The sequence below is a fragment of the Mycobacterium sp. E183 genome, assembly GCF_001667735.1.
Classification (GTDB): Bacteria; Actinomycetota; Actinomycetes; order Mycobacteriales; family Mycobacteriaceae; genus Mycobacterium.
The window spans coordinates 24,990-51,411 of sequence record NZ_LZJN01000196.1 but is presented as its reverse complement, the minus strand read 5'-3'; the positions used below and the strand labels follow the sequence as shown (position 1 = coordinate 51,411).

The following is a 26,422-nucleotide window of genomic DNA, read 5'->3' as shown; positions in this document are numbered from 1 at the left end:
TTCCCCCATGATGTTCTCGGTCATCCGCGTCCGTGCGATGGGGGCGACGGCGTTGATGGCGATGCCGTTGCGGGCACCTTCGATGGCGAGAACGTGCATCATGCCGATGAGGCCCATCTTGGCCGCGCCGTAGTTGGCTTGACCGAAGTTCCCGAAAAGTCCGGTGCCGGAAGTGGTCTGAACGATCCGTCCGTAATTCTGTGCCCGCATGATCGGCCACACGGCCCGCGTCACGTTGAATGCGCCGGCGAGGTGTACCGATATGACCGCATCAACCTGCTCGGCGGTCATGTTCTTGAAAGCCGCGTCGCGCAGAATCCCCGCGTTGTTCACCAGAATATCGACCCGGCCGAAGGCGTCCATGGCCGTTGCCACGATCGCGGCGCCGCCGTCCTCGGTGGCCACCGAGTCCCCGTTGGCGACCGCGGTGCCGCCCGCCGCTGTGATCTCGTCGACCACGGCCTGGGCCGCCGACGTCGACGCGCCGCTGCCGTCCACGGCGCTGCCCAGGTCGTTGACCACGACGCGGGCACCGCGCCGTGCGAGCTCGAGGGCGTGACAGCGGCCAAGCCCGCCACCGGCGCCGGTGACGATGGCCACCTGGTTATCGAAAGTCATTGACTGCATGGGTGAGAGGTTACATTTACTCAATCGAGAGCAGTAATTTGCATTGGAGGGGACATCCATGGGCGGCCCGACTGAACTGCTGCCGCATGCGCGTCGGCGCGCCGAGGCGCTGCGGCCCCGGTACCGCGCCGCCGGCCTGTGGACCGGGGAACCGTTCGACATGGTGCGCTCCGCAGCCGCCCGGCATCCCGGCCGTCCAGCGGTGGTGGACCGAGGCGCCGAACTCACCTACGGCGAGCTGGACGAGCGCATCGATTCGGCCGCCGTGGCCATGGCAGACGCCGGTGTCGTGCCGGGCAGCGCGATCGTCTTGGTGGTCGGCAACGACGTTGACTCGGTGGTCGCGATCCACGCGGCGTTGCGGGCGGATGCGATGGTGCTGCTCGTGCCGCGTAGTGCCGGGGCCAAACACGTCGCCGACATTCTCACCCGCACCCGGGCGCGGCTCGGCGCGGCGCCGAACTGGACGGCGGTCTCCGAGCCGGAATTATCCGGGCTGTGCCGTTGGATCGAACTCGGTGCCGGTGAGCGCTTGGCCAGCGATCCGCCGCGCCCGGCGCGGCCGGCCGACGAACCATCCTTCGTGCTCTACACCTCGGGTACGACGTCTCGGCCAAAGGGCGTGATCCACTCGCTCAGCACATTGGCCAAAGCGTCGGCGAACTACATTGCGGCGGCGGGCCTGGGTTCAGAAGACCGGATTTTTCTGATCAGCCCGCTGGCGTCGGTCACCGGTGTCTTGCAAGCGCTGTTCATCGGACCGATGCTCGCAATACCGGTGATTCTCGAGGACCGTTGGAACCCGTCGGCGACGTGCGACCTGCTGGTCACCTCGGGTGCGACGTGGTACGGCGGTCCGGACCGGCTGCTCGACCGGATACTCGATGAGGCCGTGGCGCGCGACGCCGTCGTCCCGCTGCGGGCGGTTTATCTCGGCGGCACGACGCTGGACCGGCGGATCGTCGAACGCGTCGAAGACGATTTCGGCATCGTCGTCATGCGTGCGTATGGGTCCTCGGAGGCACCGGTAAGCACCTCCGGTCTGCGGGGCGAGTCGCGGGCGGTGCGCCATGCCGACGACGGAGTGGCGCTCGACGATGTCGAAGTGCGCGTCGGATCCGCGGCCGAATCCGCCGAATGCTGCATCAGGGGGCCGCACACGTTCCTCGGATACACCGACGCCGAGGACGACAAGATGGCGTTCGACGGCGACTGGTTCCGCACCGGCGATGTGGCGGACATCGTCGGCGACCGGGTGCGGATCGTCGGCCGCATCAAGGACATCGTGATTCGCAACGGGCTGAAGATCCCGGCGGCCGAGGTGCAGGAGGCCGTTTCTCGGATCGCCGGGGTCCGCGAGTGTGCGGCCTATGCGGTCGCCGACGACACCACCGGAGAGCGGCTGGCCATGGCAATTGTGCTCGAACCCGACGTCGATATCACTCTGGCCGAGGTCGCCGTCGCTCTCGTATCCGAGGGGATGCCGAAATACAAACTGCCGGAAGAACTCGTGCTGTGGGACGAGCCGCTTCCAATCAACGCCAACGGCAAGATCGACCGCGCGAAGCTTGACGAAGGGTCGGTCGGGCGGCGCCGTTTGCTCGCCGACCGTCTCGCGACTGCGGGATAACGGGCAGCCGGCGAAGCTTAGGCGCGTGCCGGGCGGAATACCGGTACGACGAATCCATCGCCGTCTTCGCGGAAGGCAACCATCAGATCCATGTCTGCGCGCAGGTCTTCGATGGCGCAATCCTCGACGACGGTCATCAGCCGTGGCCCCTCTTCGAGGTCCACCATTGCCAGTACGTACGGAACATGGGCGTCGAAGGGCGCGGCGTTCTGGTGGATGACGCTCCAGGTGTACAGCCGCGCGCGTCCGGTGGCCGGCGCCAATTCGACGTCCTCGCACCAACAGTGCGGGCAGAACGGCCGTGGGTACAACGAGGCCCGACCGCAGGACCGGCATCGGTTGACCGTCAATCTGCGGTCCTGCGCGGCCGCCCACCAGGCCTGTCCGTCGGTGTCGATCGTGGGCCGATCGGGTGCCGTCACTACTGCCTCCCGAGAATCATCGTGGCGCTGTGGGTGAAGAACCCGCCCATGGCGTGCACACAGGCCAACCGGGCCCCGCCGACCTGGCGCCGCCCGCATTCGCCTCGCAACTGCCGCACCGCCTCGACCATGAGGAACATCCCTCGCATACCGGGATGGCAGGAGGCCAGCCCGCCTCCGTCGGTGTTGGTCGGCAGCGCCCCGCCCGGGCGCAGCGCACCGGATTCGATGTACGGTCCCCCTTCGCCCTTGGCGCAAAAGCCCAGATCTTCCACGGTCAGCAGCACGGTGGACGTGAAGGAGTCGTAGAGCTGGCACACGTCGATGTCACCCGGGCCGACGCCCGCCTGCGCGAAGGCTCGCGGGCCCGAGCGGGCGGCGGCCGAGGTCGTGAAATCGGGCCATTGGCTCATGCTGACGTGGGATGTCGCGTCGGCCGACCCGAGAATCCAGATCGGCTCTTTCGCGCAATCCTTGGCCACCCGCTCGCTGGCCAGCACGACGGCGCCACCACCGTCGGTGCGCAGGCACACATGCTTGGAGGTGAACGGGTCGGCCAGCATCGGTGCGCTCGCCACGTCGGCCACTGTGATGCGGTCGCGCTCAAATGCGTTCTCGTTCATGGCCGCCCACTCGTGGGCGGCGACGGCGACTTCCGCCAGCTGGTCGACGGTCGTGCCGAATTCGATCATGTGTCGCCTGGCCGCCATGGCGTACTTGGCGATCAACGTCGCGCCGTACGGCGTCTCGTACTGCAGGACGCCTCCGGTGCCCATGGCGGCGGCGGACGGTCGCACCCGGCGCTTGACGTCCGAGCGCGCGGTCGATCCGTACGTCAACAAGGCGACCTCGATCTGCCCCGCCGCGATCGCTGCCGCGGCGTGACCGGCCATGACTTCCCACGAGGATCCTCCGACGTTGGTCGCGTCGACCCAGTCGGGGCGCAGACCGAGGTACTCGCCGACCTCGACCGGCGGAAGCAACGTCCCATGAGCGCCGAAACCGTCGACGTCGTCCTTCGTCAGGCCCGCATCGACGACCGCGCGCCGCGAGGACTGCGCCATCAGCGCCATGGCGGTCTTATCGGGAACTCGACCGCAGTCGGAAAGGGCTGCGCCCACGATAGCGACGCGATTCGGCGGCATAGCTCATGGTTATCACACCGCCGCCCGCTCGATAACGACAGTTCGCAGAAAGATGGAAACCGCATTCTCGGTCGGCTACCGTGAGCCTATGACGACGGCGCTGCGGGACGCCTTGCGAGGACACCCCCTGGTGCTGTGCCTGGCTCTGCTCAACTCACGCACCCCTGATGTTCCCGCGGTTGCGGCGGCCTGCGGGTACGACGCCGTTTATGTCGATCTCGAACACACATCCACGTCATTGGAAACCGCACAGATGCTCTGCATGAGCGCGCTCGGGGCGGGGATATCCGGTCTGGTGCGGGTGCCGTCGCACGACGCCAGCGTCATTGCCCGTGTGCTGGATGGCGGGGCAGTGGGAGTGATTGTCCCGCATGTGAATTCGAAGAGCGAGGCGGAGGCGGTGGTTCACGCCGCGCGGTTTCCCCCGCTCGGCCATCGATCGATATCGGGTCCCAACGCTGTCAGCGGATTCGGGCAGCGTCCGGCGACACAATTGGTCGAGGTGCTCGAACGGCGCACCGTCGTGGCCGTGATGATCGAGACTCCGCAGGCGGTCGAAGCTTGCGAGTCCATCGCGTCGGTGGAAGGCGTCGACATGATCCTCGTCGGGCCGAGCGATCTGACCGCTGAAATGGGCATCCACGGGCAGTATGAGAATCCCCATTTCCAGCGTGCGGTAGAATCGGTCGCGGCGGCTTGCCGAAGTCACGGCGTGGCGCTCGGGATGGCCGGAATAAAGTCCCTCGAACTGCTCAGTCGTTTCGTGGGGATGGGTTTGCGGTTCATCTCGGCGGGGACCGACATTGGGATGATGACGGAGGCGGCCACCACGCGCGCGCAAGCGCTCCGCGGGCTGAGCGAGTCACCGCGCGAACCGATTTGCACGAACGACGACCAATAGCCGCAGTGAGCCAACCCATTCAGGAGGACCGGATGCCGACAGCCATCTATACCGAACCCGTCACCGACACGATGGCGTGGACCGGGGCCGACTTCACGAGCAAGGAGGACTTCGCGTTCGACTTATCGGCCCGCAACGTAGCGGCTTTGGAATCGATCCTGGCCAAGACGGCGAACAAGGACCGAGACGACATCACGCCCGAGGACGCACGGCACCCGGATCTCGACGACGATCTGGCCCGGCTCTACCGGGAACTAATGTTCGGCAAAGGCTTGGCCTGCGTGCGCGGCTTTCCGGTCGAACAGCACTCGATCGAGGAACTCGAGAGAATTTACTGGGCGTTCTGCACGCACCTCGGGTATCTCGTGTCGAACAACTCCTTCGGTCACCGGATGGTGCGCGTGCAGGAGGAGATCCTGCCGGGTGGCGTACAACCCGCCCGGGGCACCAAATCCCGGGCTGAGCTGGCGATGCACAACGACGCCGCCGACATCCTGTCGCTGCTGTGTGTGTATCCCGCGGCGCAGGGTGGGGAGAGCCAGTTCGCCAGCGGGCCTGCTGCGCACAACCGGGTTCTGGCGGAACGGCCGGATCTGCTCGAAGTGCTCTACCGGGGGTTCCCGCATCATCGCCGCAGCGAGCAGCCCGACGACCAACCCGACGTGACGCCCTATGACGTGCCCGTCTTCTCCCAAATCGACGGACGAATCTGCATCAACTTCACCTACAGCAGCATCCTGCCCGCGATGCACGCCCTGGGCCGTGAGTTCACGCCACAAGAGGTCGAGGCGGTGGATCTACTGCGCAACATCCTGGTCGAGCAGCAAGTCGAATTCCGACTGGAATCCGGCGAGGCCGCGGTGGCCAACAACTTCGCGATGTGCCATTCGCGGTCCGACTTCGTCAGCAGCAATGATCCGAAGAAGGCGCGCTGCTTCCTGCGGGCGTGGATGGAAGTGCCGCGCGAAGACCGCCGACTGCCGATCGGCCGTGAGTACTTCCACATGGAGAACAAGGACCTGCGCCTCGGATACGACGTAGTCGAGGGCCGCGACGGCGCCATCGCCCGCAACGACTACAAGAACGTCAACACCGAACTGGCCGAAATGTTCAAGGCGGCGCAGGCGAAACCCAAAGTCAAGAACACGTGAGCGTTCGTCCGCGTCTGGTTTACGAGCGGTGGACGGATCCCGTGGCCGGCGAGATCCTCGAAAATGCCGACGTCGACCTGGTCAAGCTCGACTTGACCGCGGCCGACACGGACAGCTGGGCCATCTTGGAATCCGCACACGGATACCAGGTCGCCACCCGCACGGACGTGGCCGGCTACGCCGGCGGTGCGCAGTGGCTGGCCGGGCCGGATTTGCTGCGACGGTGTCACAAGCTTCTCGCCGTGTGCTCGGCGGGCGCGGGGTACGACGTCATCGACGTGGACGCGTGCACACGCGCCGGAATCGCGGTGTGCAACAACTCCGGGCCGGGCGCGGAGGCGGTCGCCGAGCACGCGCTGGGCTTTATGCTCGACCTGGCCAAGAAGATCACCGCGGGAGACCGGATGCTGCGAGCCGGTTCCCTCAGCGATCGAATGGTCCTGCGGGGCAATCAGTTGATGGGCAAGACGCTGGGTGTCATCGGGCTCGGGGCGATCGGTGGGCGCCTGGTTGAACTGTGCGCGCCGTTCGATATGGAGGTCCTCGTTTTCGACCCTTACCTCGACGAGGCGAGCGCGCGAGCACGCGGGGTGCGAGCCGTCGCGCTTGCCGAACTGCTCGAGCGCTCGGACTTCGTCCAGGTGACCTGTCCGTTGACCAGTGAGACCGAGGGATTGATCGGCAGTCGGCAGTTCGCGGCGATGAAGCCGACAGCGTTCTTCATCACCACAGCGCGCGGACCCGTCCATGACGAAACCGCGCTCCTCGAAGCGCTCCGCACCGGAGGAATCGCCGGGGCGGGGTTGGATGTGTTCCATGAGGAACCACCGCGCCAGGAAAATCCGTTGCTGCAGCTTGCCAATGTGGTGGCCACGCCCCACACCGCGGGTATCACGGTCGAGGCCACGCGCGATATCGCCGTTGCCACGGCCACGCAGTGGCAGACGATCTTCGGCGGCGGTGTGCCACCACGGCTACTGAATCCCGATGTCTGGCCCCGCTTCTGCGACCGATTTCAAGACGCATTCGGATTTCGTCCCAGCGCCACAGGCGTTTTGGAGAGCGGGGGTCGGATCAGATGAGTCAGTACAAAACGATCGACGTCGAGGTGCGGGATCACACCGCTTGCGTGACCCTCAACCGCCCCGAGGTCCTCAACGCGATCAACGACGAGATGATCGCCGAACTGTCGATCGCATACTCGGAAATCGAACGTTCCCAACAGATCTGGACGGTCATCATTACGGGCGCCGGACGCGCCCTGTGCGTAGGCGCGGACGTCAACAAGGCGGCCGACCACGACATGGACAACGCGGCCGGAATCGACAACCAGGGCGAGCCCATCCTCAGCTCGATGCGCCAGTGGGACGCGCCCCAAGAGGCTACGCCGCCGTGGCTGCAGATGACCAAGCCGATCATCTGCGCCGTCAACGGCATCGCCTGCGGAGCGGGACTGGATCTCGTGACGACCGCGGATATCACCGTCGCGTCGGAGCACGCGACGTTGATGGATCCGCATGTCAGCATCGGCGTGACGTCCGGGCGCGAAGGGGTGCGGCTTGCCCGGATTCTGCCGCTGCCCGTCGCGATGCGGTTGATCTTGATGGGCAAGCACGAACGACTCGACGCCCAACGGGCCTACGACCTGGGTATCTTCACCGAGGTGGTGGCGCACGACTCATTGGTGGACCGGGCGTGGGAGATCGCCGGAATCGTCAATTCAAATGCGCCACTGGCGGTACGAGGTTCGCGGATGGCCGTGCGCAAGGGTCTCACGCTGCCCATCTATGAGGCCGAACTGCTCGCCGAGAACTATCGGATGAAAGTCGCGCTGACCAAGGACGCCGTCGAGGGGCCGCGAGCCTTCCTCGAAAAGCGCAAACCCGACTGGAAGGCGTTGTAGTACCCGCGATCCGAAATCCCCGGAGCCAGTTGTTCACACCATGCCGAAGAACGTTTTGGCGTTGGTGGACAACACCTTCCGCTTTGTCTCCTCGTCCAGGCCCTCCGTCGCCTTATTGGCGACCTCCAGGCTCCTCGGCCAGTTGGTGTCGTTGTGCGGGTAGTCGGTCTCGAACATCAGCTGGTCGGGGCCGACGAGATCGAGGATGCGGAAGGCGACCGGGTCGCCGAAGGTGGAGAAGTAGACGCGCCCCGGCACCTGGTTGCTGGGCGGTTCGGTCAACAGGGGATGAATGCCGCCCCAGGCCCGACGGTCCTCCCAGACCTCGTCGACACGCTGCAGGTAGTAGGGAATCCAGCCGGCCTGCGCCTCGGCGAATGCGATCTTGAGGTCCGGAAATTGAACGAGCTTGGCGGAGAACAGCCAGTCGACCAACGCGATCGTGCAGTTGACCGCCATGAGCGCGCTGGTAACCACGTGCGGAGAGTCGGGCGAGGACTTGGTGAGTGAGGAACTCGACCCGATGTGCAACATGATGCCCACTTGGTTGCGCTCACAGGACGCGAAGAAGGGGTCCCAGTAGCCGCTGTGGATGGACGGCAGGTCGAGACGGCTGGGTAGCTCGGAGAAGCACACCGCGCGCATTCCCTTGGCGGCAACCCGTTCGACCTCCTTGGCGGCGAGTTCGACGTCCCACAGCGGAATGATCCCCAGCGGGATCAGCCGCCCGTTCGAGCTACCCCCCCATTCGTCGATCTGAAAGTCGTTGTAGGCCTCGACGCAAAGTCTGGCGAGTTCCTTATCCTTGCCGTAAAGAAACCGTTGGCCGCAGAAGCGGACCAGCGTGTTGGGGAAGCAGGCCGAGGCCTCGATGCCTGCGATGTCCATGTCCGCGAGCCGGTCCGCCGGGCGAAAGCAGCCCGGACGCATCTCGTCGTAGGTGATCGGGTCGGTGCTGAGCTCGTCGAGGTCGTAGCCGGCGGCGGCACTGATGAGGGGGATCGGGATGACCGCATCCTCGTAGTGCCAGATATCCGCGTCACGGCCGTCGGGATCCTCGACGAATGCGACATCGGACGTGACGCTCGGGTCCATGCGCCCCTTGGTGCGAACGATTCGCGGCCCGATGTCGCGGTAGCGCTCCGGCAGCCTGCTTGTCCACAGATCGGCCGGTTCCACCAGGTGGTCATCCGGCGAGACGATCAGAATGTCTGCACTCAACGCTGCACTCCTTCGACGGCCCGCGGCTTCAATTCGCGGCGCACTGATTCGTAGAGAGAATGACCGTTTCCACGGTACCGCATGCGATTCGATTCGAGGTACGCGGGGACGCTTGGCTGGCCAGGAACACCCCGCGGTGTCGCGCGTCTGGTAGGGCGCCATCGCGGCCGTGCCCGGAAAGCCTTCTCCGGCAGGGCGGCACGCGCGTCGACAAAACCCGACGGAGGATGGAAACCGTCAATCACGCAAAGCGGCAATCAACATACACGGGTAGGTAGGACGCACATTTTCGCGTGCGGGCGAGTATTCTTGTTCGCACTATGCCTACGAAGAAGCCCGCCGGCCGCCCGATCGAAACCGGCTTGGAACTTGTTGACAACGACGTCGAGGTGCCCGGCACCTGGCAGCAACGCACGATCGAGCGGCGCCTGAGCACGGCGCGGGCGCGCGCCCTCGCCCGCAGTTCGCGGTTTCTGGCCACCGCCCTGGAGTTGGTGGAGGAGTCCGGTAAGGCCGACTTCACGATCCAGACGCTCATCGACCGGTCGAACCTGAGCTTGCGAGCGTTCTACCAACACTTCGCGGGCAAGGAAGAACTTCTGTTGGCGCTCTACGAGAACGTCACCAGTCAATTCACGGAGGACATCCGGCAGGAGGTCGCCGCGGCCGACGGCCCGATGGAGCAACTCGAGGCGTTCTGCAGGGGCGTCCTGTCCCGCGCGGAATCTTCGGAAGCGGTCGGTGGCCGGGTCATGACGATCTACAACCTCAGCCTGGAGATCGAGCGGCCGGATGACTTTGCCAAGGTGTGGGAACCCCACCAGAAGCTGCTGACGAAGATCATCACGTCGTGCGCCCGGGCCGGGCTGGTGCGCACGGACATGACCCCCGCCCAGCTGACCACGCTGCTGAACACCACCCTCACCGCGCTCGCGCAGATTGGCGTCTTCCACCTGGGTGGCGGCAAGGACCCCAAGCTGACGGAGGACCAGTTGTGGGCATGGTGCAAACAGGCCGTCACGCCGCCCGTCGACGGCGCCAAGGCCCGGCCCGCACGCAAGGCGGCGCCGCGGACGACCGCGGCGCGCCGGGGCAAAAAGTTAACGGGGTAGGCCGAGACCTCGCTGCGCGATGATCGTTCGCTGAATCTCGCTGGTGCCCGCGTAGATCGTGGTGCCCAGCGAGAACCGTAGGGAGTGTTCGAACCGCCCATGCTCTGGGGCGGTCGGCTCGAGATAGCTGCGCAAGCCGTCGGCGCCGACCAATTCGACCACATCTTGGCTGGCGCGTTCGAGCGCCTCGGTGCTGAACAGCTTGGACATCGGGCCCTCGGCCACCGGTATCTCGCCCTGTTCGTGCATCCATACGCATCGTCGCTGCAGCAGCATCGACACCTCGGTCTCCATGGCGACTCGGGCGAGCCGGCGCCGGACGTCGGACTTGGCGATGGGCGGTGCGCCATCATCGGGTCGGGTGCTGGTGGCCCAGTGTTCGGCATGATCCAGCAGTCGGATCAGGTGCGGGCCCCACCCCGATGCGTGCTCGTAGCGCAGCGAAAGCCCCAGCACCTCCCAGCCAGCGTCGACTTCGCCGATCCGCCACTCGTCCCCGACGCGGACGTCGCTGTAGAACGTGATGTTGGTCCGTTCTCCGGAGAGAGTCCAGACCGCCTGTGCCTCAAAGCCATCCGAGGCGCAAGGCACGAGAAACATTGTCAGACCTTGGTGCTTGGGCTTGTCGGGGCTAGTGCGTGCGAGCAGGAATATGAAGTCGGCGATGTGACCGTTGGTGGTGAACATCTTTGAGCCGTTGATCACCCAATCCGCATCTTCGCCAGATCCGTCGCGGACCGCCTTGGTGGCGGCCGCCGCGACATCCGACCCGCATTCGGGCTCGGTGAAGCCCAGCGCGATGGTGATGTCGCCGTTGAGGGCCCCGGCCAGAATGCGATCCTTCAACTCGGGAGTGCCGATCTCGCGGATGATCGAGGCCACCATCCGCGTAGTTTCGGAAAGATATACCGGCGCGTCGCAACGCATGAGCTCCTCTTTGAGGATCTGCTCGTCCCATGCATCGCGGTTCTGTCCGCCGAACTCGACGGGCCAGCCCGGGGCGAAATACCCCTTGTCGACGAGACCTTTGGCGAACTCGTCGTCGTGGGCGACGCCGCTGCGGTAGATGCGCTCCTCGAACTCGGGGCTCAACACGTTTTGAAGGTGGTTGCGGACGCCGTCGCGGAAGCTTGCCGTGTCGGCATCGAGGTGAAAATGCATATGCATGGGCCAATCTGTCGTCGCACGCAGTCAAGGACGGTGCGTGTGATAATGCTAATCTCAAATCTGAGAGTAACCATATCCGCTTGTGTGAGGGACGTACGGTCGTGGACCTGAGCTTGACGAGTGAACAGCGGCAGCTGGTCGATTCGTTCGCCGCGCTGTTCACCCGTGAGTCGACCTCCGAGCGCATCCGGGCGGCCGAGCCGTCGGGCTTCGACGCCAAACTGTGGAAGGCGCTGCTTGAGACGGGTGCGGTTGAGATGGCAGTCGGTGAGGCCGCTGGAGGATGGGGTGCCTCGGAACTGGAACTCGCGCTGATCGCCGAACAATGCGGCCGGGCACTCGCATCCGCGCCCCTCATCGAAGCGCAAGTCGCCGCCCGCGCGCTGGCTGAGGCCGGCCATACCGGCGCCGGGCTGCTGAGCGAGGTCCTCGCGGGCGAGCGACTGGCCACACTCGCGCCCCGTCCCGCACGCGATGGGCGGTTGGAACTGGTCCCGGCAGGGGCGGTGGCAGACTACGTCATCGCCCTCTCGGAGGAACGGTTGCTGGCGGTGCCGGTCGGGGATAACCGGAAAGCGGTGGGAAACCTCGCGTCAATGCCCCTGGCTGACATCACGATTGGCTCAAACGCCGTTGTGCTCGCCGACAGGTCCGCGGCGCGCGAGCTGTTCTCACGGGCGCTCGACCTGTGGCTGGCGATGACCGCCGTCGCATTGGCGGGCGCTGCCAAGAGGGCCGTCGAGATCGGCGTCGAATACGCCAGACAACGCCACGCCTTCGGCACCGCAATCGGTTCCTTCCAAGCCGTATCTCACCCGCTGGCCGACAGCGCCACCGCCGCCGACGGGGCCAGGTTGCTCGGGCTCAAGGCGGCATGCGCCTTCGCCGACGAGCCCGATCGCGTTCGCGAACTGGCCGGCATGGCCTTCGCATTCGGGTACGAGACGGCGCGCGACGCGACGCGACGCAGCCTCCACATCCACGGCGGATACGGGTTCGGTATGGAGGGTGACATCCAGTTGTACTACCGCCGGGTCCGCGGCTGGGCAATGGTCATCGGCGATCCCGCGACCGCATTGGACCGCGTCGCCGATGCGCGTTACGGCGCGGTCGCGGGCTGAGTGGGGCCGCGGGGAGCAAGGATCGCGAAGCTCAACGTCGCCCGTGCCGCGAGCCGGTCTCGACCCACGTCGAATACGTCGACACCGACCACGATCATCCTCTTTCCCGCGCGGAGCAGCGTGGCACTCGCGCGCGCGGGGCCCTCGACAATCGGTGCCAGGAAATGGATGGACATGTCCGCGGTGCCCGCCCCGCTACCCTGACCCGCGTGCTTGACGGCGAGTCGCCCGCCGGCCACATCGATGAGCGTGGCGACCAACCCGCCCTGCAACGCGCCGCGGTAGTTCACCAGGTCCGGGCGGTTGTGCAGGTCGACGACGACCGACTCGTCGGTATCGACCACGTCGTAGAAGGGCAGCTGGCCGAACAGGTGACCGGGGATGGTCACCCCCATCGGTTGGGGCGCAGGCTGGCGGGACGACGTGGCGCTCACGCGTCGGACCGGACCTGGTCCTTGGCCGCCAGCACAACCGGGGGAGCGGTTCGCCAGTCCGGTACCCCCTGGGCCTCCCCGGCGGTCGGAACCTTGTCCTCGCGGATCTGCGCCCAGTGTGAGTGATTCAGTTGATGCAACGAGAAACACGACTGCAGCGCGTTGAAAAAGCCCATGTTGTCAACGGACTGGTTTACCGATTCCTTGATCAGCAACGCCGCCATCGTGGGGACCTGGGTGATGCGCCTTGCCAGCTCGAGTGTGCGCTCGGGCAGCTCTTCGCGCTTGAAGATCTTGCTGACCATCCCGATCCGGTAGGCCTCTTCGATTCCGATCGCGTCGCCGGTCAGCATGAGCTCTTTGGTGCGCCGCGGCCCGAACTCCCACGGATGGCCGAAGTACTCCATGCCGCACATGCCCAACCGCGTACCGACCACATCGGCGAAGCGCACCTCTTCGCTTCCGACGATCAGGTCACACGCCCAGATCAGCATCAGTCCCGCTGAGAACACATCCCCATGCACCTGTGCGATGGTGATCTTGCGGAGGTTTCGCCACCGAAGGTTGTTCTGAAAGAAGTAGTGCCATTCCTGCAGCATGGTTCTCTCGGCGCCGTCGCGGGTCCCGCCGTTGATCGTCACCGTGGGGTGCTGGCCCGGCCCCGGACTGAATTCCGCGCGCGCCTGCTTGGAACCGATATCGTGACCTGACGAGAACATCGGGCCCTCGCCGGCGAGGATGACCACGCGGACGTCGTCGTCGGCCTCCGCCCGCGCAAACGCGTCGTCGAGTTCGACCAGCATGCCGCGATTCTGGGCATTGCGCTGTTCGGGGCGATTCAGCGAAATGCGAATGATCATGCCGTCGTCGAAGGTCTCCCACTTCAAGAATTCGTAATCGTTCACCATTGGCCCTGCTTCCTCATCCCGTCCGGTAATGGTGTTATCTCTATATGAGAAGATATGTTCTCACGCGGTGGCCGAACTCGGCCGGAAGGGGTGCCCATGGCGGAGGGCCAACGCAGGCCGCGGGTGATTCTTTGGGGTCCGGGCCAGGTCGGTGTCGGCGCGCTGCGCGCTCTCATCGCGCACCCGGGTCTGGAGTTGGCCGCCGTGGTCGTCCACGCCGAAGCCAAGGACGGCAAGGATGCGGGTGACCTATGTGGAATGCCGGCGACCGGCGTCATCGCCACGCGGGATGTCGATGCCGCCCTGACGACGGACGCGGACGTGGTGGCCTATTTCGCTTCGGGCGACTATCGCTACCGCGAGGCGGCGCAGGACATAGCGCGCTGCCTGCGGTCGGGTAAGGATGTGGTGTGCACCTCACTGGTGCCGATGTGTTACCCACCCGCGGCGGACAGGGAAACCGTCGGCCTGCTCGAGGAGGCGTGCGCCGAAGGCGGCACCAGCTTCTTCAACAGCGGTGTCGACCCCGGGTGGGCCAACGACGTGATCGCGCTGACCATGACGGGCTTCAGCAGCCGCGTCGACGGCATCACCATGCTCGAGATTTTGGACTATGGGCCCATCAGACAACCCGACATCATGTTCGACTTCATGGGTTTTGGCTGCCCCCCCGACCATCCGGCGCCGCTGTTCGACACCGAGCGCCTGGCTGCGTTGTGGGCACCCATCGTGCATCTCGTTGCCGACGGTGTTGGCCTGCCGCTCGATCGCGTCGACACCACCATCGAGAAATGGTTGGCGACAACCCGATACGAGGTCGCATCGGGATGGATCGAGCCTGGCACGGTAGGAGGCATGCGATTCAAGCTGGCCGGAATGGTGGGCGGCGAGGAGCGCGTCACGCTCGAACACGTCACCCGCATGGGAGAGGAAGCGGCACCGGACTGGCCGCGGCACCCGTCACCCCACGGGGGTTACCGGGTCATCATCGACGGCATGCCGACCTACACCGTCGACATCGAGATGCATGGCCGCGGAAATAACATGCGCGGCCTGACCTACGCGACCGTCATGCGCGAGCTGAACGCCATCCCCGCCGTGATGGCCGCGCCGCCCGGGTTGCTGTCGACCCTCGACCTGCCTCTGGTGACCGGCCCGGCCCGCGGCGGAACCTGGCGGGGCGTGCTGCCCGCGAAGGGGAAGCCGTGAGCGAACAGCGCATCGCCCGGACGTCGGCCGACGTGTGGGAGGTGATGCGCACGGCGTCGGCCGTCCGGCGCTACCTCGACGAACCCGTACCCGATGAGGTGATCGAGGCCTGCCTGCGGGCGGCCAGCTGGGCGCCGTCCGGAGGCAATCAGCAGCCCTGGAAATTCGTCGTGCTCAGATCGAGTAGCGTGCGCGACGTGGTCACGGCAGCGGCGCACCGGACATGGGATGTGATGACCGAGTTCTATCGGTTCGCGATGCCGGCGGACGAGGCTGACGACCCCAAATCACGCGTGCTGCGAACGATGGCCGAACACATGAGCGTCGGTGGCGCCGCGCCGGTGCTGGTGCTGTTCTGCGTCCAGCCGCAGCGGGGGACCACCGAACTCCAGCAGGGCGGGTCCATTTTTCCCGCCGTGCAGAACTTCTTGCTGGCGGCTCGCGCGCAGGGCCTCGGCGCCGCAATCACCCTGTGGCACGGGTCCTGCGAGGACCAGCTGCGCTCGATGGTCGGCATTCCCGGCGACTGGAAGATCGCGACGTTGCTGACGGTCGGCTGGCCCAAGGGCGGACATCATGCCGTGCGGCGTAAACCGCTGGACGAGGTCGCGGCCATCGATCGTTGGGACCGGCCTTGGCACAAGACAGGGGAGTGACAGTGGGATACCCCGAGATCTCGTTGTACCTGCGCACCTTTACCGATGGCCCGCAACATGATTGGCGGGCGACGCTGGCAATGGCACGGGCGATGGATGGTGCGGGGATCGACCGTGTGGTCGTCTCCGACCATGTGGTGTTCGGCGAGAAGCTGGAGGCATACGCCGACCCCTCGGTCGGTGGTGCGTCCGGCGGCCGCCAACCTACGGGGCCCGACGGCAGCTGGCTGGAACCGCTCATCGTGCTCACCGCGATCGCTGCCACGACCGAGCGGATCCGGCTGGGGACCTCGATACTGTTGGCCGCCCTGCGGCGTCCCGCGGTCCTGGCCAAACAGCTGGCGACGCTCGATGTGCTTTCCGGCGGTCGCGTCGATCTCGGCGTCGGGGTGGGGTGGCAACGAGAGGAATACGAGGCAGCCGGACTGTCTTTCGCACACCGCGGGCGGCTGCTGGACCACACCTTGGAGGTCTGCAAGACGCTGTGGACCGAACAGCGGGCGTCGTATCACTCGCCCGAACTGTCCTTCGACGCGATCCACCAGATGCCGAAGCCGGTGCAACCCGGTGGTGTGCCGTGTTGGATCAGCGGCACGGTGAACCGCAACGTCGCGCGGCGAATCGCGCGGTTCGGCAGCGGTTGGATTCCCTGGGGCTCGGCATTTGCCGACCTGCCCACCTCGATAAGCAAGATGAAGGACAGCGTCGTCGCCGCCGGTGGCGACGCCGGCAATCTGCAAGTCCAAGGTGTCGCGCGCGCAGTGAAGGGCGACGGCGGATCGATCGACTACCCGGCATCGGTCGCGTCGGTACCGGCGCTGGTCGCGGCAGGCGTCACCGATGTCCGCTTCACGGTGACGGTCCCAGAGGAGGGCGAACGAGCGGTCGAAGTCCTCTCGCCGCTCGTGGAGGCGTTCCGCGACGTCACGCGATGATGCATCGACGTCGCGGGATCGGGCAGGAATCGACGGTGCGGCATGCAGTTGCGTGATCACGCGGGATCCGCGAAACCCGCTGTGATTCTTCATCCTTCAGGGACGGCGGTGAGCTTCGCCGACCTCGAGGCCGGCGCCAACAAGCTCGCGCACTTCATGCGGCGATCGGGGTTGGCCGCCGGGGACACCATCGCCATCCTCATGGAAAACAACGAACACATCCACACAGCGATGTGGGCGGCCAAGCGCAGCGGTTTCTATTACACGCTGGTGAACACCAACCTGAGCCACTCCGAGATCGCCTACGTCGTTGCCGACAGCGGCGCGAAGGCCATCGTCTCCTCGCGGTTGATGCGCGATGCGTGCCGGGAACTGTCCGACCGGCTCGGGGATGGCCTGCCGGCCGTGGCGTTGATGGCCGACGACGACCTCCGGGGCTGGCTGCGCTACCCGGAATGCGTGGCCGCCGAACCCTCGACGCCGATCACCGATGAGCGTGACGGCCGGCTCCTGCAGTACTCCGCGGGTAGCACCGGTCGCCCCAAGGGGATCCGCCGACCGCTGACATCGCCGAACTCCGGCGTTTCGAAGGTGTCGACACCCGTTTTCGAGGCGCTCGGGGTGGGCCCCGACTCGGTCTACCTGAGTCCAGCCCCGACCTACCATACGGCGCCGGCCATGTGGACCATGGCGGCGCAAGCCGCCGGCGCGACAACGGTCCTCATGCAGAAGTTCGACGCCGAACAGGCCCTCGAATGCATTCAGCGACACGGTGTCACGCATGCGCAGTTTGTGCCGACGATGTTTGTCCGGATGCTGCGGCTGCCAGAAGAGGCCAGGACGCGCTACGACCTCTCGACGTTGCGACGCGTCGTCCATGCCGCCGCCCCGTGTCCGCCCGAGATCAAGCGGCAGATGATCGACTGGTGGGGCCCGATCGTGGACGAGTACTACGGGTCATCCGAGGGCGCCGGCATCTCGTTCATCCGTGCCGACGAGTGGCTCGCTCACCCGGGCTCGGTGGGCAAGCCACTTCTCGGCACGCCGCACATCCTCGACGACGACCGTAGCGAGCTCGGCCCTGGACAGATCGGTGAGATCTATTACGAGGGTGGTTATCCCTTCGAGTACCTCAACGACGAAGCCCAGACGGCGGCGGCGCGCAGTGCGCAGGGCTGGGTCACCGTAGGCGATGTCGGCTATCTCGACGACGAGGGCTACCTCTATCTCACCGATCGTCGCAACCACATGATCATCTCCGGCGGGGTGAACATCTATCCTCAGGAGACCGAGAATTGTCTGATCGGTCACCCGCTCGTGGTCGACGCCGCCGTTTTCGGCGTGCCCGATCCGGTGATGGGGCAGTCGGTGACCGCAGTGGTGCAACTGGCGGATCCAGGCCTGGCTTCCCCGGTTCTCGCCGAGGAGCTGATCGCTTGGCTGCGAAATCGGCTGGCGCACTACAAGTGTCCCCGCAGGTTGTACTTCGAGGAGTGCCTGCCGCGCACCGATGCCGGCAAGCTGTACAAGCGGGAGCTGGTCGAGAAGTATGCGGGTATCTCCGGAGGCTAGGCGATCGTCAAACAGGCCTGGTCGAGTCGCCGGGCATACCATCATTGAGCGCTTCGCGGCAGTGGACGCGACAGGGCTCAAAGCATCCGTGGCCCGCCGAAGCCCGGAACCGCCCCTACCGGGATCAGCGCCAGTATGACGGCGAGAAGGATGAAGGAACGCAACGCTTTTGGCGTGGGCTCGCGCTCGATCTCCGGCCTGCCCGCCGCTAAGAGGATGAAGACCACGCCGACATCGAACGTCACGATCGTCAACCAGCGGGTCCAGTCATAGCCGGTCACAAAAACTGGGCAGATCAACAGGAGCCCGCCGGCGACCCACGTCATCCGGCCCCGCAGCGCCTCGACAAACGTGCCGAGCGACACCCCCGATATGGCGCTGAGTCCCCACATGGTCAGCGCGAGGGCACCGGCGCCGAAGATCAGCGAGACCGTGAGACCGAGCATGCCGATGTGGCCGACGGCGCGGACAGCATCGCCGATTCCGTTGTCGTAGTTCGGCATCACGTTGCGGCACACCCAGTCGTGATAGTCGGTTCGAACGGATTGCCCGTCAACAACGTAGTGCAGCAGCGACGCCGGCGACGTGACCGTCGCGAACGGGTTGGGCATCACGTGACGGGGCACCGACGCACAAAGCTGAGCCGCGATGTCGTGGCGGCCGAAGGCCGCCACGGCGGCCGTCGTGCAGACACCCGGCGTCACCGCCAGCAGGGCGCCCGGGCCCCGGCCGTTTTCCAGCGCACCACCCAGGGCGACGATCGCCAACACGGCGCCCAGCGCGAACTGCAGCCCGATCGCCTCGTGTACCAGTGTCAGCGCCGCGATGGCGGCGCCGTAGGCCGCACAGCATGCCATCGCGATATTGCGGGAGCGCACCAACACCAAAGCGGAAGAAAACAACGCCAGGGCGGCCCCGCCGAACAGGTCCGGCCGGGCCGAGTACGCGGCGAACGGGACACCGAAGGGGAGCAACGGGATCAGCAGCACAACCATCAGCCCGCGCTCTGACCGGCCGCGACCCAACAACACCACGCCCGCGACCGCTGCCAGACCGCACAGATAGACCGCCGTCGAGAGCCACCGCAAACCGAGCGCGACCGCGAAGTAATGTCCGGGGAGCAAGCGAACCAGTTCACCGGCGAGTCCGCGGCGGACGAACCCATGCGTGTAGTCGGCGGCGTAGTACGACATCCAGTACACATCGAGCGGAACGACCTTGATCGCGAACCACAGGACGACCAGGGCCCAAGCCGCGATCGCGGCGGCGCAGGCCGCGTAGCGGCGGTGGTGTGCGCGTCGGTTCGGCTCGACGTCCAGGTTCACCATCCGGTCCGGCCTTCGTAGACGGTGGTGGCGGACAGCCGCAGGTCGGCCAGCGCGCTGCACGCGAGCTCGCGGGCGGTCGCCGCACTGTCGGCCCCGCTTCGGCAGGCGATGACGTTGAGAAACCGGCTACCGTTGAACGTTCCGGTGCTGCAGAACAATTGGCCATGGCTCTGCTCGATGCGGCGACGGGTGACGCCCTGCTCGGCCAGCCGGATGCAGACCCCGGCTGCGTCCGCACCGTCGATGCGGCCCACGGCGGCGTCGAGGTTCCCCAGATTCGAGCAGCCGACCGGAAGTTGGCCGGTCGACATGGCAACGCCTTCGGCGCGCCGGACCAGCCATCGTGGCGTGAACGGAATGAGCGGCAATCCGGCGAGCATTTCGTTGGGTTGCCGTTGCAGCGACGTCAGCAGCGTCTTGACATCCTTACGCACCCGGCTCAAGTCGCCGGCCGCCGCCGCTCCGTCGACGGTGAGCGTGATCGAGGTCAGCGCATTCGCCCGGTCGTCATCGGCGCTGCGGTCGCTGACCGGAAGCACGACCGTCACCGAGCTTCCGTCGGCGAGCACCCTGCCCATCCGGTGGGCCAGCCGGGCCGCGTATGCGACGAATAGGGCGTTGGCGGTTCCGTTTAGGGCGTGCGCGCGGGCTTCCCATGCGGCGGCGTCGGTTTGCAAAGTGACCGATGGCAGGCCCGCGCGCTCGTCGTCGGCCGGTGGGGGCGGACCTGGCCGCGGCATCGTGGGCGGAACCCGGGGACCGGAGGACGCCTTGAACAAGATCCCCAGAGTCGCGATCAGCGCGCGGATGACGCCCGGTACGGCGAGCGCCGCACCGGCCAGGTCCTCGACGACGGCGCGCGCCCGACTACGTGAATTAGGCTGTGGATAGCGATGTTTGCCGCTTTCCGCGTTGACCGCCTCGCTGATCGCCGCTATGAGGCCGAGCCCATCGACCACACAGTGTGATGCCACCAAGGTGACCGCCGCACCGCCACCGTCGAATGGCAGGACGCCAAGGTGGAAGGTGGGGCCGTGCTCGGGATCGACGGGCACCTGCGCGCGTCTTTCGACCCATGCACCGAGCGCCGACCGGGGCCGGCACGGTTCCAGCGCGATATCGGGTGAGCGGCGGTCGGCCACCCAGCGGTGACGCCCGAATGGCAGCGGCGAGCGCTCGATCCGCCGTCCGAGCAGGCCGGTGGCGAGATTGGCGCGGAAGACCCGCAATTGGTCGACATTCACGTCTCGGTCGTATATCCACGTGCACTGCACCGTACTGCCTTGACCGGTGGCGCGCAGCCGTAAGAATGCGGCCTGGTCCAGCAGTGCCAACCTCCGCGCAGCCATCCCGGCTTGGCTACGTCGCGACCCCGCGACACGTCTGCGTGTCCGGGTGCTGACATCGGGACCTCGCGTGGGAGAACGTAAATCCATCAGGTGCGGCTGTGCACCCCGGCGTCGCACACCCTCGTGAACTCGGCACGCATCGTATCGACATAGCGCTGGACGGACTCGCGGGCGACGTCGGTGCCCGGGTAAGCGACCACCAGTTGGGTCCCGGTGTGCATGCGATTGACCCACATGCACACCGTCTCCGACAGCCGGTTGTCGCCCCAGATGCCGGCCCGCAAACCATCGAAGTAGTCACCGAACGGCAGCTTTCGGATGTCGATGAAGGACAACATCGGGACGGGCCGGTCCGGAACCTCGACCTCGTCGGACGTCGTCTCGAGTAGGTGGTAGTAGGGCACCGCGCCGAGGGCCGTGTTGGTGTCGAAGGATGTCTGGGCAGCGATGACCACCTCGTCGAATGACGCACCGGCGGTGGGTATCGCCAACGGGACGAAACTGGCCAGCCACCCGACGGCCGCGGCGTGCGCGGGATCTCGCCGGTTGTCGAACGGGGTGAGGCCGAAGTAGGTGGGTGCGCCGGTCAACCGGTGCTCGGCCAGGGCAGCGCAGGCGAACACCCCACCACTGAAGCGGGCTCCCGCGGCGCGGCACACCGCCTCGAATCGCCGGCCCTGGTCGTCATCGATCAGGTCGAACACTTCGATGGCCCCTGGCGTATCGGCGGACGCCTCGCCCAGTTCCAGGGGAAATCTGGGGAGCAGTCCATTGTTCGCCGCGAGAAACGCCCGCCAACATCGAATTTCGGGCGAATCGACATCGAGGCTCGCAGTGAATGCGCGTTGCCGCGCGCTGTATTCGCGGTGGCTGGGTGCGGGTATCGGCACAACGGGTGACTTCTGCAGCGCGGAGAAATACGCCGTCTGAATGTCCAGGAAAATCACACCCGCCGACATGCCGTCGGCGCGCAGATGATCGACGGCAATGTAGATGGTGAAGCGGTCTTCGCCCTGGATGATTCCGAAGCTGAAGCAGTCCCATTGCAGCGGATCGGGCGTATCGAGAATCAGTTTGCGAATCTGATGCGGCGCCATTTCGCCGAGATCCGTTGCTTCCAACGTGATGGTCTCGGGGTCGGCGATAACGTGGCGAACCACCTCGTCGCCGTCGTCGAAGGCGAACCGGTCATGATAGGCGTCGTGCCGCCGCACATGGCTGTTCAGCGCGTGGGTCATCGCGTCTATGTCGCAGACGCCCCAAATCTCCCAGGCTCCTATGCACAATCGCGGGATATCGCGGCCGCGGTTGACCTGGCGTCGGTAATACCGAAGATGCTGCGACTGCTGATAACTGACCGCCGCCGGATGGTATTGCGCGTCGGCTGCCTGCTCGTAGGTGCTGGCGGTGGGAAACCACGATACGACGGTGCCCTCGGCTGTCCAGTCGTCAACCGTGCCCAGGAACATGCGCGACCTTTCCTCCGTCAGTAGGCGACGCCGGTCCGGATGACCTTAACGTGACCGTGCATTGGTTGCCGGATGAATTCGACCGCCGAGGGAATTGCGCACCACGAGCCCAGCAAGTGGCGCTGCCGCTAGCTGCGTGGAATGCGCAGAAGTGATTTGGCTCACGCTGGTCCGAGTTGACGCCGCGAAAGCAGTCAGAGCGTCGCGGGGCGCAGTCATTGAAGATTCTCCTCGGGCGTGACAATCGCACGAGAATGCAGAAGACTCGCCGATCGCCGTCGTCTTGCCGTGCGAGGTAACCGCAACGCGGATCGCATATTTCGCGCGCGGCTAACTCAAGATAACTACTAAAAGCCTTTTACTCGACGCCTCGGCCCGACCATCACCGGATAGCGGGCGCTATCGTGGCGATGCAATTCTTGTCACCCCCGGGCCTGCGGAACGGCGCCGCGATCACCATATCTCAGGTTCGGTTAAGGCGGAATAGTACCGGTCGAAGTAATCTTCTGCCCACGTCATCCATCGGACGAACGGGCCATCCAAAATGCGAAAGGGGCTGCCGCGGTCTCCCTTTGAGTGCGACCGAACCCGACGCGAACGCCCGAGAGATACCACGGCCGGGCTATCCCGATGTGCCGCAACGCCTTACATTCGGCCCAGCGCGCGCTGACGGAGCGGCCGGGAAGGTCGTACGCGTCCGGGCCGCCCTCTTTGCCGCGGAGGCACGCCGGCCAGGCGTCCCGGCACGGGAACCCTTCTGCGTGCTTTGCCAGACCTGGCTGTTGGCAACCGTTTTGGCCGCGAGCGGAAATGCCGGCGCAGGAAGACGATTAGCCACGGGTGTTGCCGAAAGTCAACGGTGGGATCGGAGATCCGTGAAGCCTTGACTCCATACATACAGTGTGTATGTTTATACATACGGTATGTATCTAGGAGGTGAGGGATAGTGAGTGCCACGCTCGATGCCATTGCGAAGGAACGCGGAGTTGTTTTGGAGGTCTGCTCGGGATTGCCCGCTTCGATGTGGGCGAAGGACAGCGGATGTCCTGGATGGTCTGTTCAGGATCTGGTGTCGCACATGGCGTGTAGCTACTGGTTGGCGGTCGATCCATCGACGTTGCCCGATCCCGGTGGGCTGCCCGCCGAACGCGCCGCTGACCTCTATGTGGAGTCACGTCGCTGGATGACGCCCGCAGACGTCCTGGCCGACTACGAGGCAGTCAGTGCGCGAGGGCTGGAGTTGCTCGCCGCGGTGGAGGGCCAAGACGTCGAGATACCGATTGGGGACGTCGGAACGTATCCGGCCTCGGTGGTGCCCACCACCTTCGTCTTCGAGTCCTTCATCCATCTCCGGTACGACTTGTTCGCTCCGAATGGACCGTTGCAGTCGGATCCGCCCACGGTCGACGAGCTGCGGCTTGGCCCCACGCTCGACTGGATCGAGGCGGCCCTCCCGCAACAGAACACCCAGCTGCTCAACGCATTACGCACTGGAGTCGAGGTCCGGCTTGACGGGTTGTGTGCCCGAACCCTGCGGCTCGGCACCCGGGGCGATGTGACCGCGGGGATCACCTCTGATTCGCAAGCGTTCGTCCGCTGGGTCACTCAGCGCGGCACCTGGGACGGCCTGGCTGTCCAGGCGGAAGGGGACCCGTCGGCTCTGGACATCGTCCGCCGGCTCAGGGTGTTCTGACCGACGCCGCCTCCCGCGGTGGCGCCTCCCGCCGCCTTCATACGGTATGTATGAGAATGCATGCGGGGTGTGAAAGGTAAGGGTTGCATGGCGCAGGATGGTCGCCGGACACAGGCCGAGCGTGCCGCCGACACGCGGGGCGCACTGATCAGCGCCGCCCGTCCCCTGTTCGCATCGCTGGGATTCGCGGAGGCGTCCCTGGAGACCATCGTGCGAGACGCGGGTGTGACGCGCGGGGCCCTGTATCACCATTTCGCCGACAAGACAGAGCTTTTCGCCGCGGTTTTCGAGCAGGTGGAGGGCGAGATGGCCGCGCGCATGGTCGACGCCGTCGCGGCCGCGGGGCACACCGACCCGGTCGAGATCATGCGATTGTGTGCGGGCCTTTGGTTGGACGCGTGCTCCGATCCCGAGGTTCAGCGCATTGTGCTGCTGGAGGCGCTCGCGGTGCTGGGCTGGGAACGCTGGAGCGACATCGGGCATCGGTACAACATCGGATTCGTGACGGCGCTGCTGAATGACGCGATCGAGTCCGGCAGCATCCCGCGCCAGCCCGTTGAGGCGACGGCCCTAACCGTCATGGGGGCGCTGCGCGAGGCGACGCTTTACATCGCCCGCGCTGACGACCAGCGCCAAGCGCGCGCGGATGCCGGCGCGGTGATGGACCGGCTGCTGAACGCCCTGCGCGACAAGGACAGCTGACTCATCCGTTGTCAGCTTGGCGCTTGCCCGGCCGAAATCTGGCGCGCGATCGCCTTTTTGTCGATCTTGCCGATCGGGGTGGTCGGTAGCGATGCCATGGCGACCAGCACATCGGGCCGGGCGTGGGCGGCCGTGCCGCGCTGATCGAGGTGGGTGTTCAGTTCCGCCAACGTGACCGCCGTGCCGGTGAAAACGACTGCCGCGCAAATCTTCTCGCCGAGGTACGGGTCGGGCAGCGGCACCGCGGCCGCGGAGAAGATCGACGGGTGAGTGAGCATCTGCTCCTCGAGGTCCGCCGCGGAGATGGTTTCGCCGCCCCGGCAGATCACGTCCTTGACCCGTCCGGTGACCGTCAGGTACCCGTCGCGCCGCAGCCGGACCAGGTCACCGCTGCGGAAGAAGCCGTCCTGGTCGAAGCAGCGCTCGTTGTCGCGCTCGGCACGGTAGTAGCCGTTGAGCGTGTACGGCCCGCGCACCAGGAGCTCGCCTTCCTCGCCCGGCGCGACCGGTTCGCCGTCCGCGTCGACCACCCGCAATTCGTCCGCCACGCACAACGGCCGCCCCTGGGTGTGGTCGACGACCTCGGGCGGATCGCCCGGGCGGGTGTAATTCAGCAGCCCCTCCGCCATTCCGAACACCTGCTGTAGCCCCGGCGTCAACGCGGCACGGATCATGCGGGCGTCGTCGGGCTCCAATTTCGCCCCGCCAACTTGCAAGAGCCGCAGGGACTTCGGCGTCACCGGCTCCCACCCGCAGGCCTGCGCCCACAGCTTGGCCAGGGCCGGCACCAGAGCGGTGACGGTGACGCCGTGGCGCTCGATGGTGGCGAAGGCGGCCTCGGGGCTGGGGTCGGTGCCGAACACAGTGGTGGCGCCCACCGTCATGGCGCCGAGCAGGCCGGGGCAGGCCAACGGGAAGTTGTGCCCCGCCGAGAGCAGCACCAGATAGACGTCGTCGGCGGTGAACCGGCACACCTGTGCGCTCGCGGTCGCGTTGAACACGTAGTCGTCATGGGTGCGGGGGATGAGTTTGGGGGTGCCGGTGGTGCCGCCCGAAACGAGAAGCAAGGCAGGCGATCCGGGGTCGGCCGGCGGCGTCGGAGGTGGGGCGGTGGCCTGACCGCATAGTTGCGTCCACGAGGTGAACGAGCCCGGCTCACCGTCGACGATGACGTGGGCGAGCGTCGGGTGGTCCGCGACGAGAGCGCGCGCCATGGCGCGGTAATCGAAACCGTTGGCCGCGTCGGCGATCACCAACGCGGTGGCCCCGCTCACGGCGGCGAAGTGCCCCAATTCGGCCGCCCGGTGGCCGGGCAGACACAACACCGGGATGGCGCCCGCCCGCAGCAGCCCGAAGAGCGCCACCGCGAACTGGCAACCGTTCGGCAATTGCAGCAGCACCCGGTCGCCGGGCGCGATGCCCAGTGCCCGCAGTCCCGCGGCGGCGCGGCCGGCGCGCTCGTCGAGCCGCGCGTAGCTCAAGCCGAAGCCGTCCGCGGCGTCGAGCGCGGCGGTTCGGTCGGGCCAGCGCCGCGCGGCGTCGCTGAGGATGCTGTCCAAAGTGCGCCCAGTCCAGTAGCCGGCCGCCCGATACGCGGCGGCGCGGTCGGCGGGGAACGGCACAAACCCTTCGAGGGCCCCGGCCAGGGGTTGCCGTGCGTTCGCGGTCATCGAGGTCCTCAGGCGGGGGGCGTAGTAGCGGCGATTCGTGAGTAAGGATAGGGTAACCACCACAACTTAGGGCAGCCTGTGCTAATTCAGGGAGGGT

At 66.1% G+C, this 26,422-nt stretch carries 24 protein-coding genes; 13 read left to right on the top strand and 11 right to left on the bottom strand.

The window, feature by feature from the left end; all coding sequences use genetic code 11:
• Positions 1 to 627, bottom strand: a 627-nt coding sequence (locus A5691_RS24060; protein WP_067780009.1) for an SDR family NAD(P)-dependent oxidoreductase, incomplete at its 3' end; no start/stop codon positions are given.
• A 109-nt stretch (positions 628 to 736) separates the two neighbouring features.
• Between A5691_RS24060 and A5691_RS24055 the strand changes: the two genes are divergently transcribed.
• On the top strand, positions 737 to 2,257 hold the full coding sequence (locus A5691_RS24055) for a class I adenylate-forming enzyme family protein (RefSeq protein WP_082950476.1): 1,521 nt from the start codon (positions 737 to 739) through the stop codon (positions 2,255 to 2,257).
• Between the two features lie 17 nt (positions 2,258 to 2,274).
• Here the strand turns inward: A5691_RS24055 and A5691_RS24050 are convergent, their stop codons facing one another.
• Both A5691_RS24050 and A5691_RS24045 read right to left on the bottom strand, forming a co-directional pair.
• Entirely contained in the window at positions 2,275 to 2,679 is a 405-nt protein-coding gene (locus A5691_RS24050; RefSeq protein ID WP_067748340.1) for a Zn-ribbon domain-containing OB-fold protein, read from the bottom strand.
• Complete coding sequence (locus tag A5691_RS24045) at positions 2,679 to 3,824, bottom strand: acetyl-CoA acetyltransferase (protein WP_067748342.1); 1,146 nt, start codon at positions 3,822 to 3,824, stop codon at positions 2,679 to 2,681. The genes A5691_RS24050 and A5691_RS24045 overlap by 1 nt, the downstream gene beginning before the upstream one ends.
• A gap of 52 nt (positions 3,825 to 3,876) precedes the next feature.
• On the opposite strand from A5691_RS24045, the gene A5691_RS24040 reads away from it, so the two are divergent.
• The 4 genes from A5691_RS24040 to A5691_RS24025 are packed head-to-tail and all read left to right on the top strand — an operon-like array spanning position 3,877 to position 7,779.
• On the top strand, positions 3,877 to 4,725 hold the full coding sequence (locus A5691_RS24040; RefSeq protein ID WP_067779974.1) for an HpcH/HpaI aldolase/citrate lyase family protein: 849 nt from the start codon (positions 3,877 to 3,879) through the stop codon (positions 4,723 to 4,725).
• Positions 4,726 to 4,757: 32 nt separating this feature from the next.
• The gene (locus A5691_RS24035) at positions 4,758 to 5,876 is read left to right on the top strand and encodes a TauD/TfdA family dioxygenase (RefSeq protein ID WP_067748541.1); all 1,119 of its coding nucleotides are present in this window, start codon (positions 4,758 to 4,760) and stop codon (positions 5,874 to 5,876) included.
• A complete protein-coding gene (locus tag A5691_RS24030; RefSeq protein ID WP_067748346.1) occupies positions 5,873 to 6,958 on the top strand; it encodes a hydroxyacid dehydrogenase in 1,086 nt (361 codons plus the stop codon). The genes A5691_RS24035 and A5691_RS24030 overlap by 4 nt, the downstream gene beginning before the upstream one ends.
• Positions 6,955 to 7,779, top strand: a complete 825-nt coding sequence (locus A5691_RS24025; protein WP_067748348.1) for an enoyl-CoA hydratase/isomerase family protein — start codon at positions 6,955 to 6,957, stop codon at positions 7,777 to 7,779. Before A5691_RS24030 ends, A5691_RS24025 begins: the two co-directional genes overlap by 4 nt.
• A 33-nt stretch (positions 7,780 to 7,812) precedes the next feature.
• Here A5691_RS24025 and A5691_RS24020 read toward each other — a convergent pair whose 3' ends face one another.
• Positions 7,813 to 9,000 carry an amidohydrolase family protein gene (locus A5691_RS24020; protein WP_067748350.1) on the bottom strand — a complete coding sequence of 396 codons (1,188 nt, stop codon included), beginning with the start codon at positions 8,998 to 9,000 and terminating at the stop codon, positions 7,813 to 7,815.
• 320 nt (positions 9,001 to 9,320) lie between these two features.
• On the opposite strand from A5691_RS24020, the gene A5691_RS24015 reads away from it, so the two are divergent.
• Entirely contained in the window at positions 9,321 to 10,112 is a 792-nt protein-coding gene (locus A5691_RS24015; protein WP_067748352.1) for a TetR/AcrR family transcriptional regulator, read from the top strand.
• Here A5691_RS24015 and A5691_RS24010 read toward each other — a convergent pair.
• Positions 10,101 to 11,273, bottom strand: coding sequence for an acyl-CoA dehydrogenase family protein (locus tag A5691_RS24010; RefSeq protein ID WP_067889990.1), 1,173 nt, complete (start codon positions 11,271 to 11,273; stop codon positions 10,101 to 10,103). The genes A5691_RS24015 and A5691_RS24010 overlap by 12 nt on opposite strands.
• Positions 11,274 to 11,380: 107 nt before the next feature.
• Here A5691_RS24010 and A5691_RS24005 point away from each other — a divergent pair, with 107 nt between their 5' ends.
• A complete protein-coding gene (locus tag A5691_RS24005; protein ID WP_068017776.1) occupies positions 11,381 to 12,400 on the top strand; it encodes an acyl-CoA dehydrogenase family protein in 1,020 nt (339 codons plus the stop codon).
• On the opposite strand, the gene A5691_RS24000 is transcribed toward A5691_RS24005, so the two are convergent.
• Together A5691_RS24000 and A5691_RS23995 are read right to left on the bottom strand one after the other, a co-directional pair.
• Positions 12,379 to 12,795, bottom strand: coding sequence for a PaaI family thioesterase (locus A5691_RS24000; RefSeq protein ID WP_067890001.1), 417 nt, complete (start codon positions 12,793 to 12,795; stop codon positions 12,379 to 12,381). The genes A5691_RS24005 and A5691_RS24000 overlap by 22 nt on opposite strands.
• A 35-nt stretch (positions 12,796 to 12,830) precedes the next feature.
• Positions 12,831 to 13,739 carry an enoyl-CoA hydratase gene (locus A5691_RS23995; protein ID WP_067748543.1) on the bottom strand — a complete coding sequence of 303 codons (909 nt, stop codon included), beginning with the start codon at positions 13,737 to 13,739 and terminating at the stop codon, positions 12,831 to 12,833.
• A gap of 126 nt (positions 13,740 to 13,865) precedes the next feature.
• Here A5691_RS23995 and A5691_RS23990 point away from each other — a divergent pair, with 126 nt between their 5' ends.
• The 4 genes from A5691_RS23990 to fadD4 are packed head-to-tail and all read left to right on the top strand — an operon-like array spanning position 13,866 to position 18,114.
• On the top strand, positions 13,866 to 14,951 hold the full coding sequence (locus A5691_RS23990; protein ID WP_067748548.1) for a dihydrodipicolinate reductase: 1,086 nt from the start codon (positions 13,866 to 13,868) through the stop codon (positions 14,949 to 14,951).
• A 44-nt stretch (positions 14,952 to 14,995) separates the two neighbouring features.
• Complete coding sequence (locus tag A5691_RS23985; protein WP_067748545.1) at positions 14,996 to 15,607, top strand: nitroreductase family protein; 612 nt, start codon at positions 14,996 to 14,998, stop codon at positions 15,605 to 15,607.
• A 2-nt stretch (positions 15,608 to 15,609) separates the two neighbouring features.
• Positions 15,610 to 16,542 (top strand): TIGR03619 family F420-dependent LLM class oxidoreductase, encoded by a 933-nt coding sequence (locus A5691_RS23980; protein ID WP_067748360.1) that lies wholly within the window; start codon positions 15,610 to 15,612, stop codon positions 16,540 to 16,542.
• A 42-nt stretch (positions 16,543 to 16,584) separates the two neighbouring features.
• Positions 16,585 to 18,114, top strand: coding sequence for a fatty-acid--CoA ligase FadD4 (gene fadD4 / locus A5691_RS23975; RefSeq protein ID WP_067748362.1), 1,530 nt, complete (start codon positions 16,585 to 16,587; stop codon positions 18,112 to 18,114).
• A gap of 77 nt (positions 18,115 to 18,191) precedes the next feature.
• Here fadD4 and A5691_RS23970 read toward each other — a convergent pair whose 3' ends face one another.
• From A5691_RS23970 to A5691_RS23960, 3 genes are all read right to left on the bottom strand, one after another.
• A complete protein-coding gene (locus A5691_RS23970; protein ID WP_067748364.1) occupies positions 18,192 to 19,442 on the bottom strand; it encodes a hypothetical protein in 1,251 nt (416 codons plus the stop codon).
• Positions 19,436 to 20,791 (bottom strand): hypothetical protein, encoded by a 1,356-nt coding sequence (locus tag A5691_RS23965; RefSeq protein ID WP_068017773.1) that lies wholly within the window; start codon positions 20,789 to 20,791, stop codon positions 19,436 to 19,438. Before A5691_RS23965 ends, A5691_RS23970 begins: the two co-directional genes overlap by 7 nt.
• Positions 20,792 to 20,877: 86 nt before the next feature.
• Positions 20,878 to 22,260 carry a condensation domain-containing protein gene (locus tag A5691_RS23960; protein WP_067890014.1) on the bottom strand — a complete coding sequence of 461 codons (1,383 nt, stop codon included), beginning with the start codon at positions 22,258 to 22,260 and terminating at the stop codon, positions 20,878 to 20,880.
• 946 nt (positions 22,261 to 23,206) lie between these two features.
• On the opposite strand from A5691_RS23960, the gene A5691_RS23955 reads away from it, so the two are divergent.
• Both A5691_RS23955 and A5691_RS23950 read left to right on the top strand, forming a co-directional pair.
• On the top strand, positions 23,207 to 23,953 hold the full coding sequence (locus A5691_RS23955) for a maleylpyruvate isomerase family mycothiol-dependent enzyme (protein WP_082950474.1): 747 nt from the start codon (positions 23,207 to 23,209) through the stop codon (positions 23,951 to 23,953).
• Between the two features lie 87 nt (positions 23,954 to 24,040).
• Positions 24,041 to 24,655, top strand: coding sequence for a TetR/AcrR family transcriptional regulator (locus tag A5691_RS23950; RefSeq protein ID WP_067748371.1), 615 nt, complete (start codon positions 24,041 to 24,043; stop codon positions 24,653 to 24,655).
• Between the two features lie 11 nt (positions 24,656 to 24,666).
• Here the strand turns inward: A5691_RS23950 and A5691_RS23945 are convergent, their stop codons facing one another.
• Positions 24,667 to 26,325, bottom strand: a complete 1,659-nt coding sequence (locus A5691_RS23945; protein WP_067890018.1) for a (2,3-dihydroxybenzoyl)adenylate synthase — start codon at positions 26,323 to 26,325, stop codon at positions 24,667 to 24,669.
• Between the last annotated feature and the right edge of the window lie 97 nt (positions 26,326 to 26,422).

Excerpts from the sequence above, each read along its gene's own strand:
- A5691_RS24045 (WP_067748342.1), bottom strand. The coding sequence starts at position 3,824 with ATGCCGCCGAATCGCGTCGCTATCGTGGGCGCAGCCCTTTCCGACTGC.
- A5691_RS24040 (WP_067779974.1), top strand. The coding sequence starts at position 3,877 with ATGGAAACCGCATTCTCGGTCGGCTACCGTGAGCCTATGACGACGGCG.
- A5691_RS24035 (WP_067748541.1), top strand. The coding sequence starts at position 4,758 with ATGCCGACAGCCATCTATACCGAACCCGTCACCGACACGATGGCGTGG.
- A5691_RS24025 (WP_067748348.1), top strand. The coding sequence starts at position 6,955 with ATGAGTCAGTACAAAACGATCGACGTCGAGGTGCGGGATCACACCGCT.
- A5691_RS24015 (WP_067748352.1), top strand. The coding sequence starts at position 9,321 with ATGCCTACGAAGAAGCCCGCCGGCCGCCCGATCGAAACCGGCTTGGAA.
- A5691_RS24010 (WP_067889990.1), bottom strand. The coding sequence starts at position 11,273 with ATGCATTTTCACCTCGATGCCGACACGGCAAGCTTCCGCGACGGCGTC.
- A5691_RS24000 (WP_067890001.1), bottom strand. The coding sequence starts at position 12,795 with ATGGGGGTGACCATCCCCGGTCACCTGTTCGGCCAGCTGCCCTTCTAC.
- A5691_RS23985 (WP_067748545.1), top strand. The coding sequence starts at position 14,996 with ATGCGCACGGCGTCGGCCGTCCGGCGCTACCTCGACGAACCCGTACCC.
- fadD4 (WP_067748362.1), top strand. The coding sequence starts at position 16,585 with ATGCAGTTGCGTGATCACGCGGGATCCGCGAAACCCGCTGTGATTCTT.
- A5691_RS23970 (WP_067748364.1), bottom strand. The coding sequence starts at position 19,442 with ATGGTGAACCTGGACGTCGAGCCGAACCGACGCGCACACCACCGCCGC.
- A5691_RS23965 (WP_068017773.1), bottom strand. The coding sequence starts at position 20,791 with ATGGCTGCGCGGAGGTTGGCACTGCTGGACCAGGCCGCATTCTTACGG.
- A5691_RS23960 (WP_067890014.1), bottom strand. The coding sequence starts at position 22,260 with ATGTTCCTGGGCACGGTTGACGACTGGACAGCCGAGGGCACCGTCGTA.
- A5691_RS23950 (WP_067748371.1), top strand. The coding sequence starts at position 24,041 with ATGGCGCAGGATGGTCGCCGGACACAGGCCGAGCGTGCCGCCGACACG.
- A5691_RS23945 (WP_067890018.1), bottom strand. The coding sequence starts at position 26,325 with ATGACCGCGAACGCACGGCAACCCCTGGCCGGGGCCCTCGAAGGGTTT.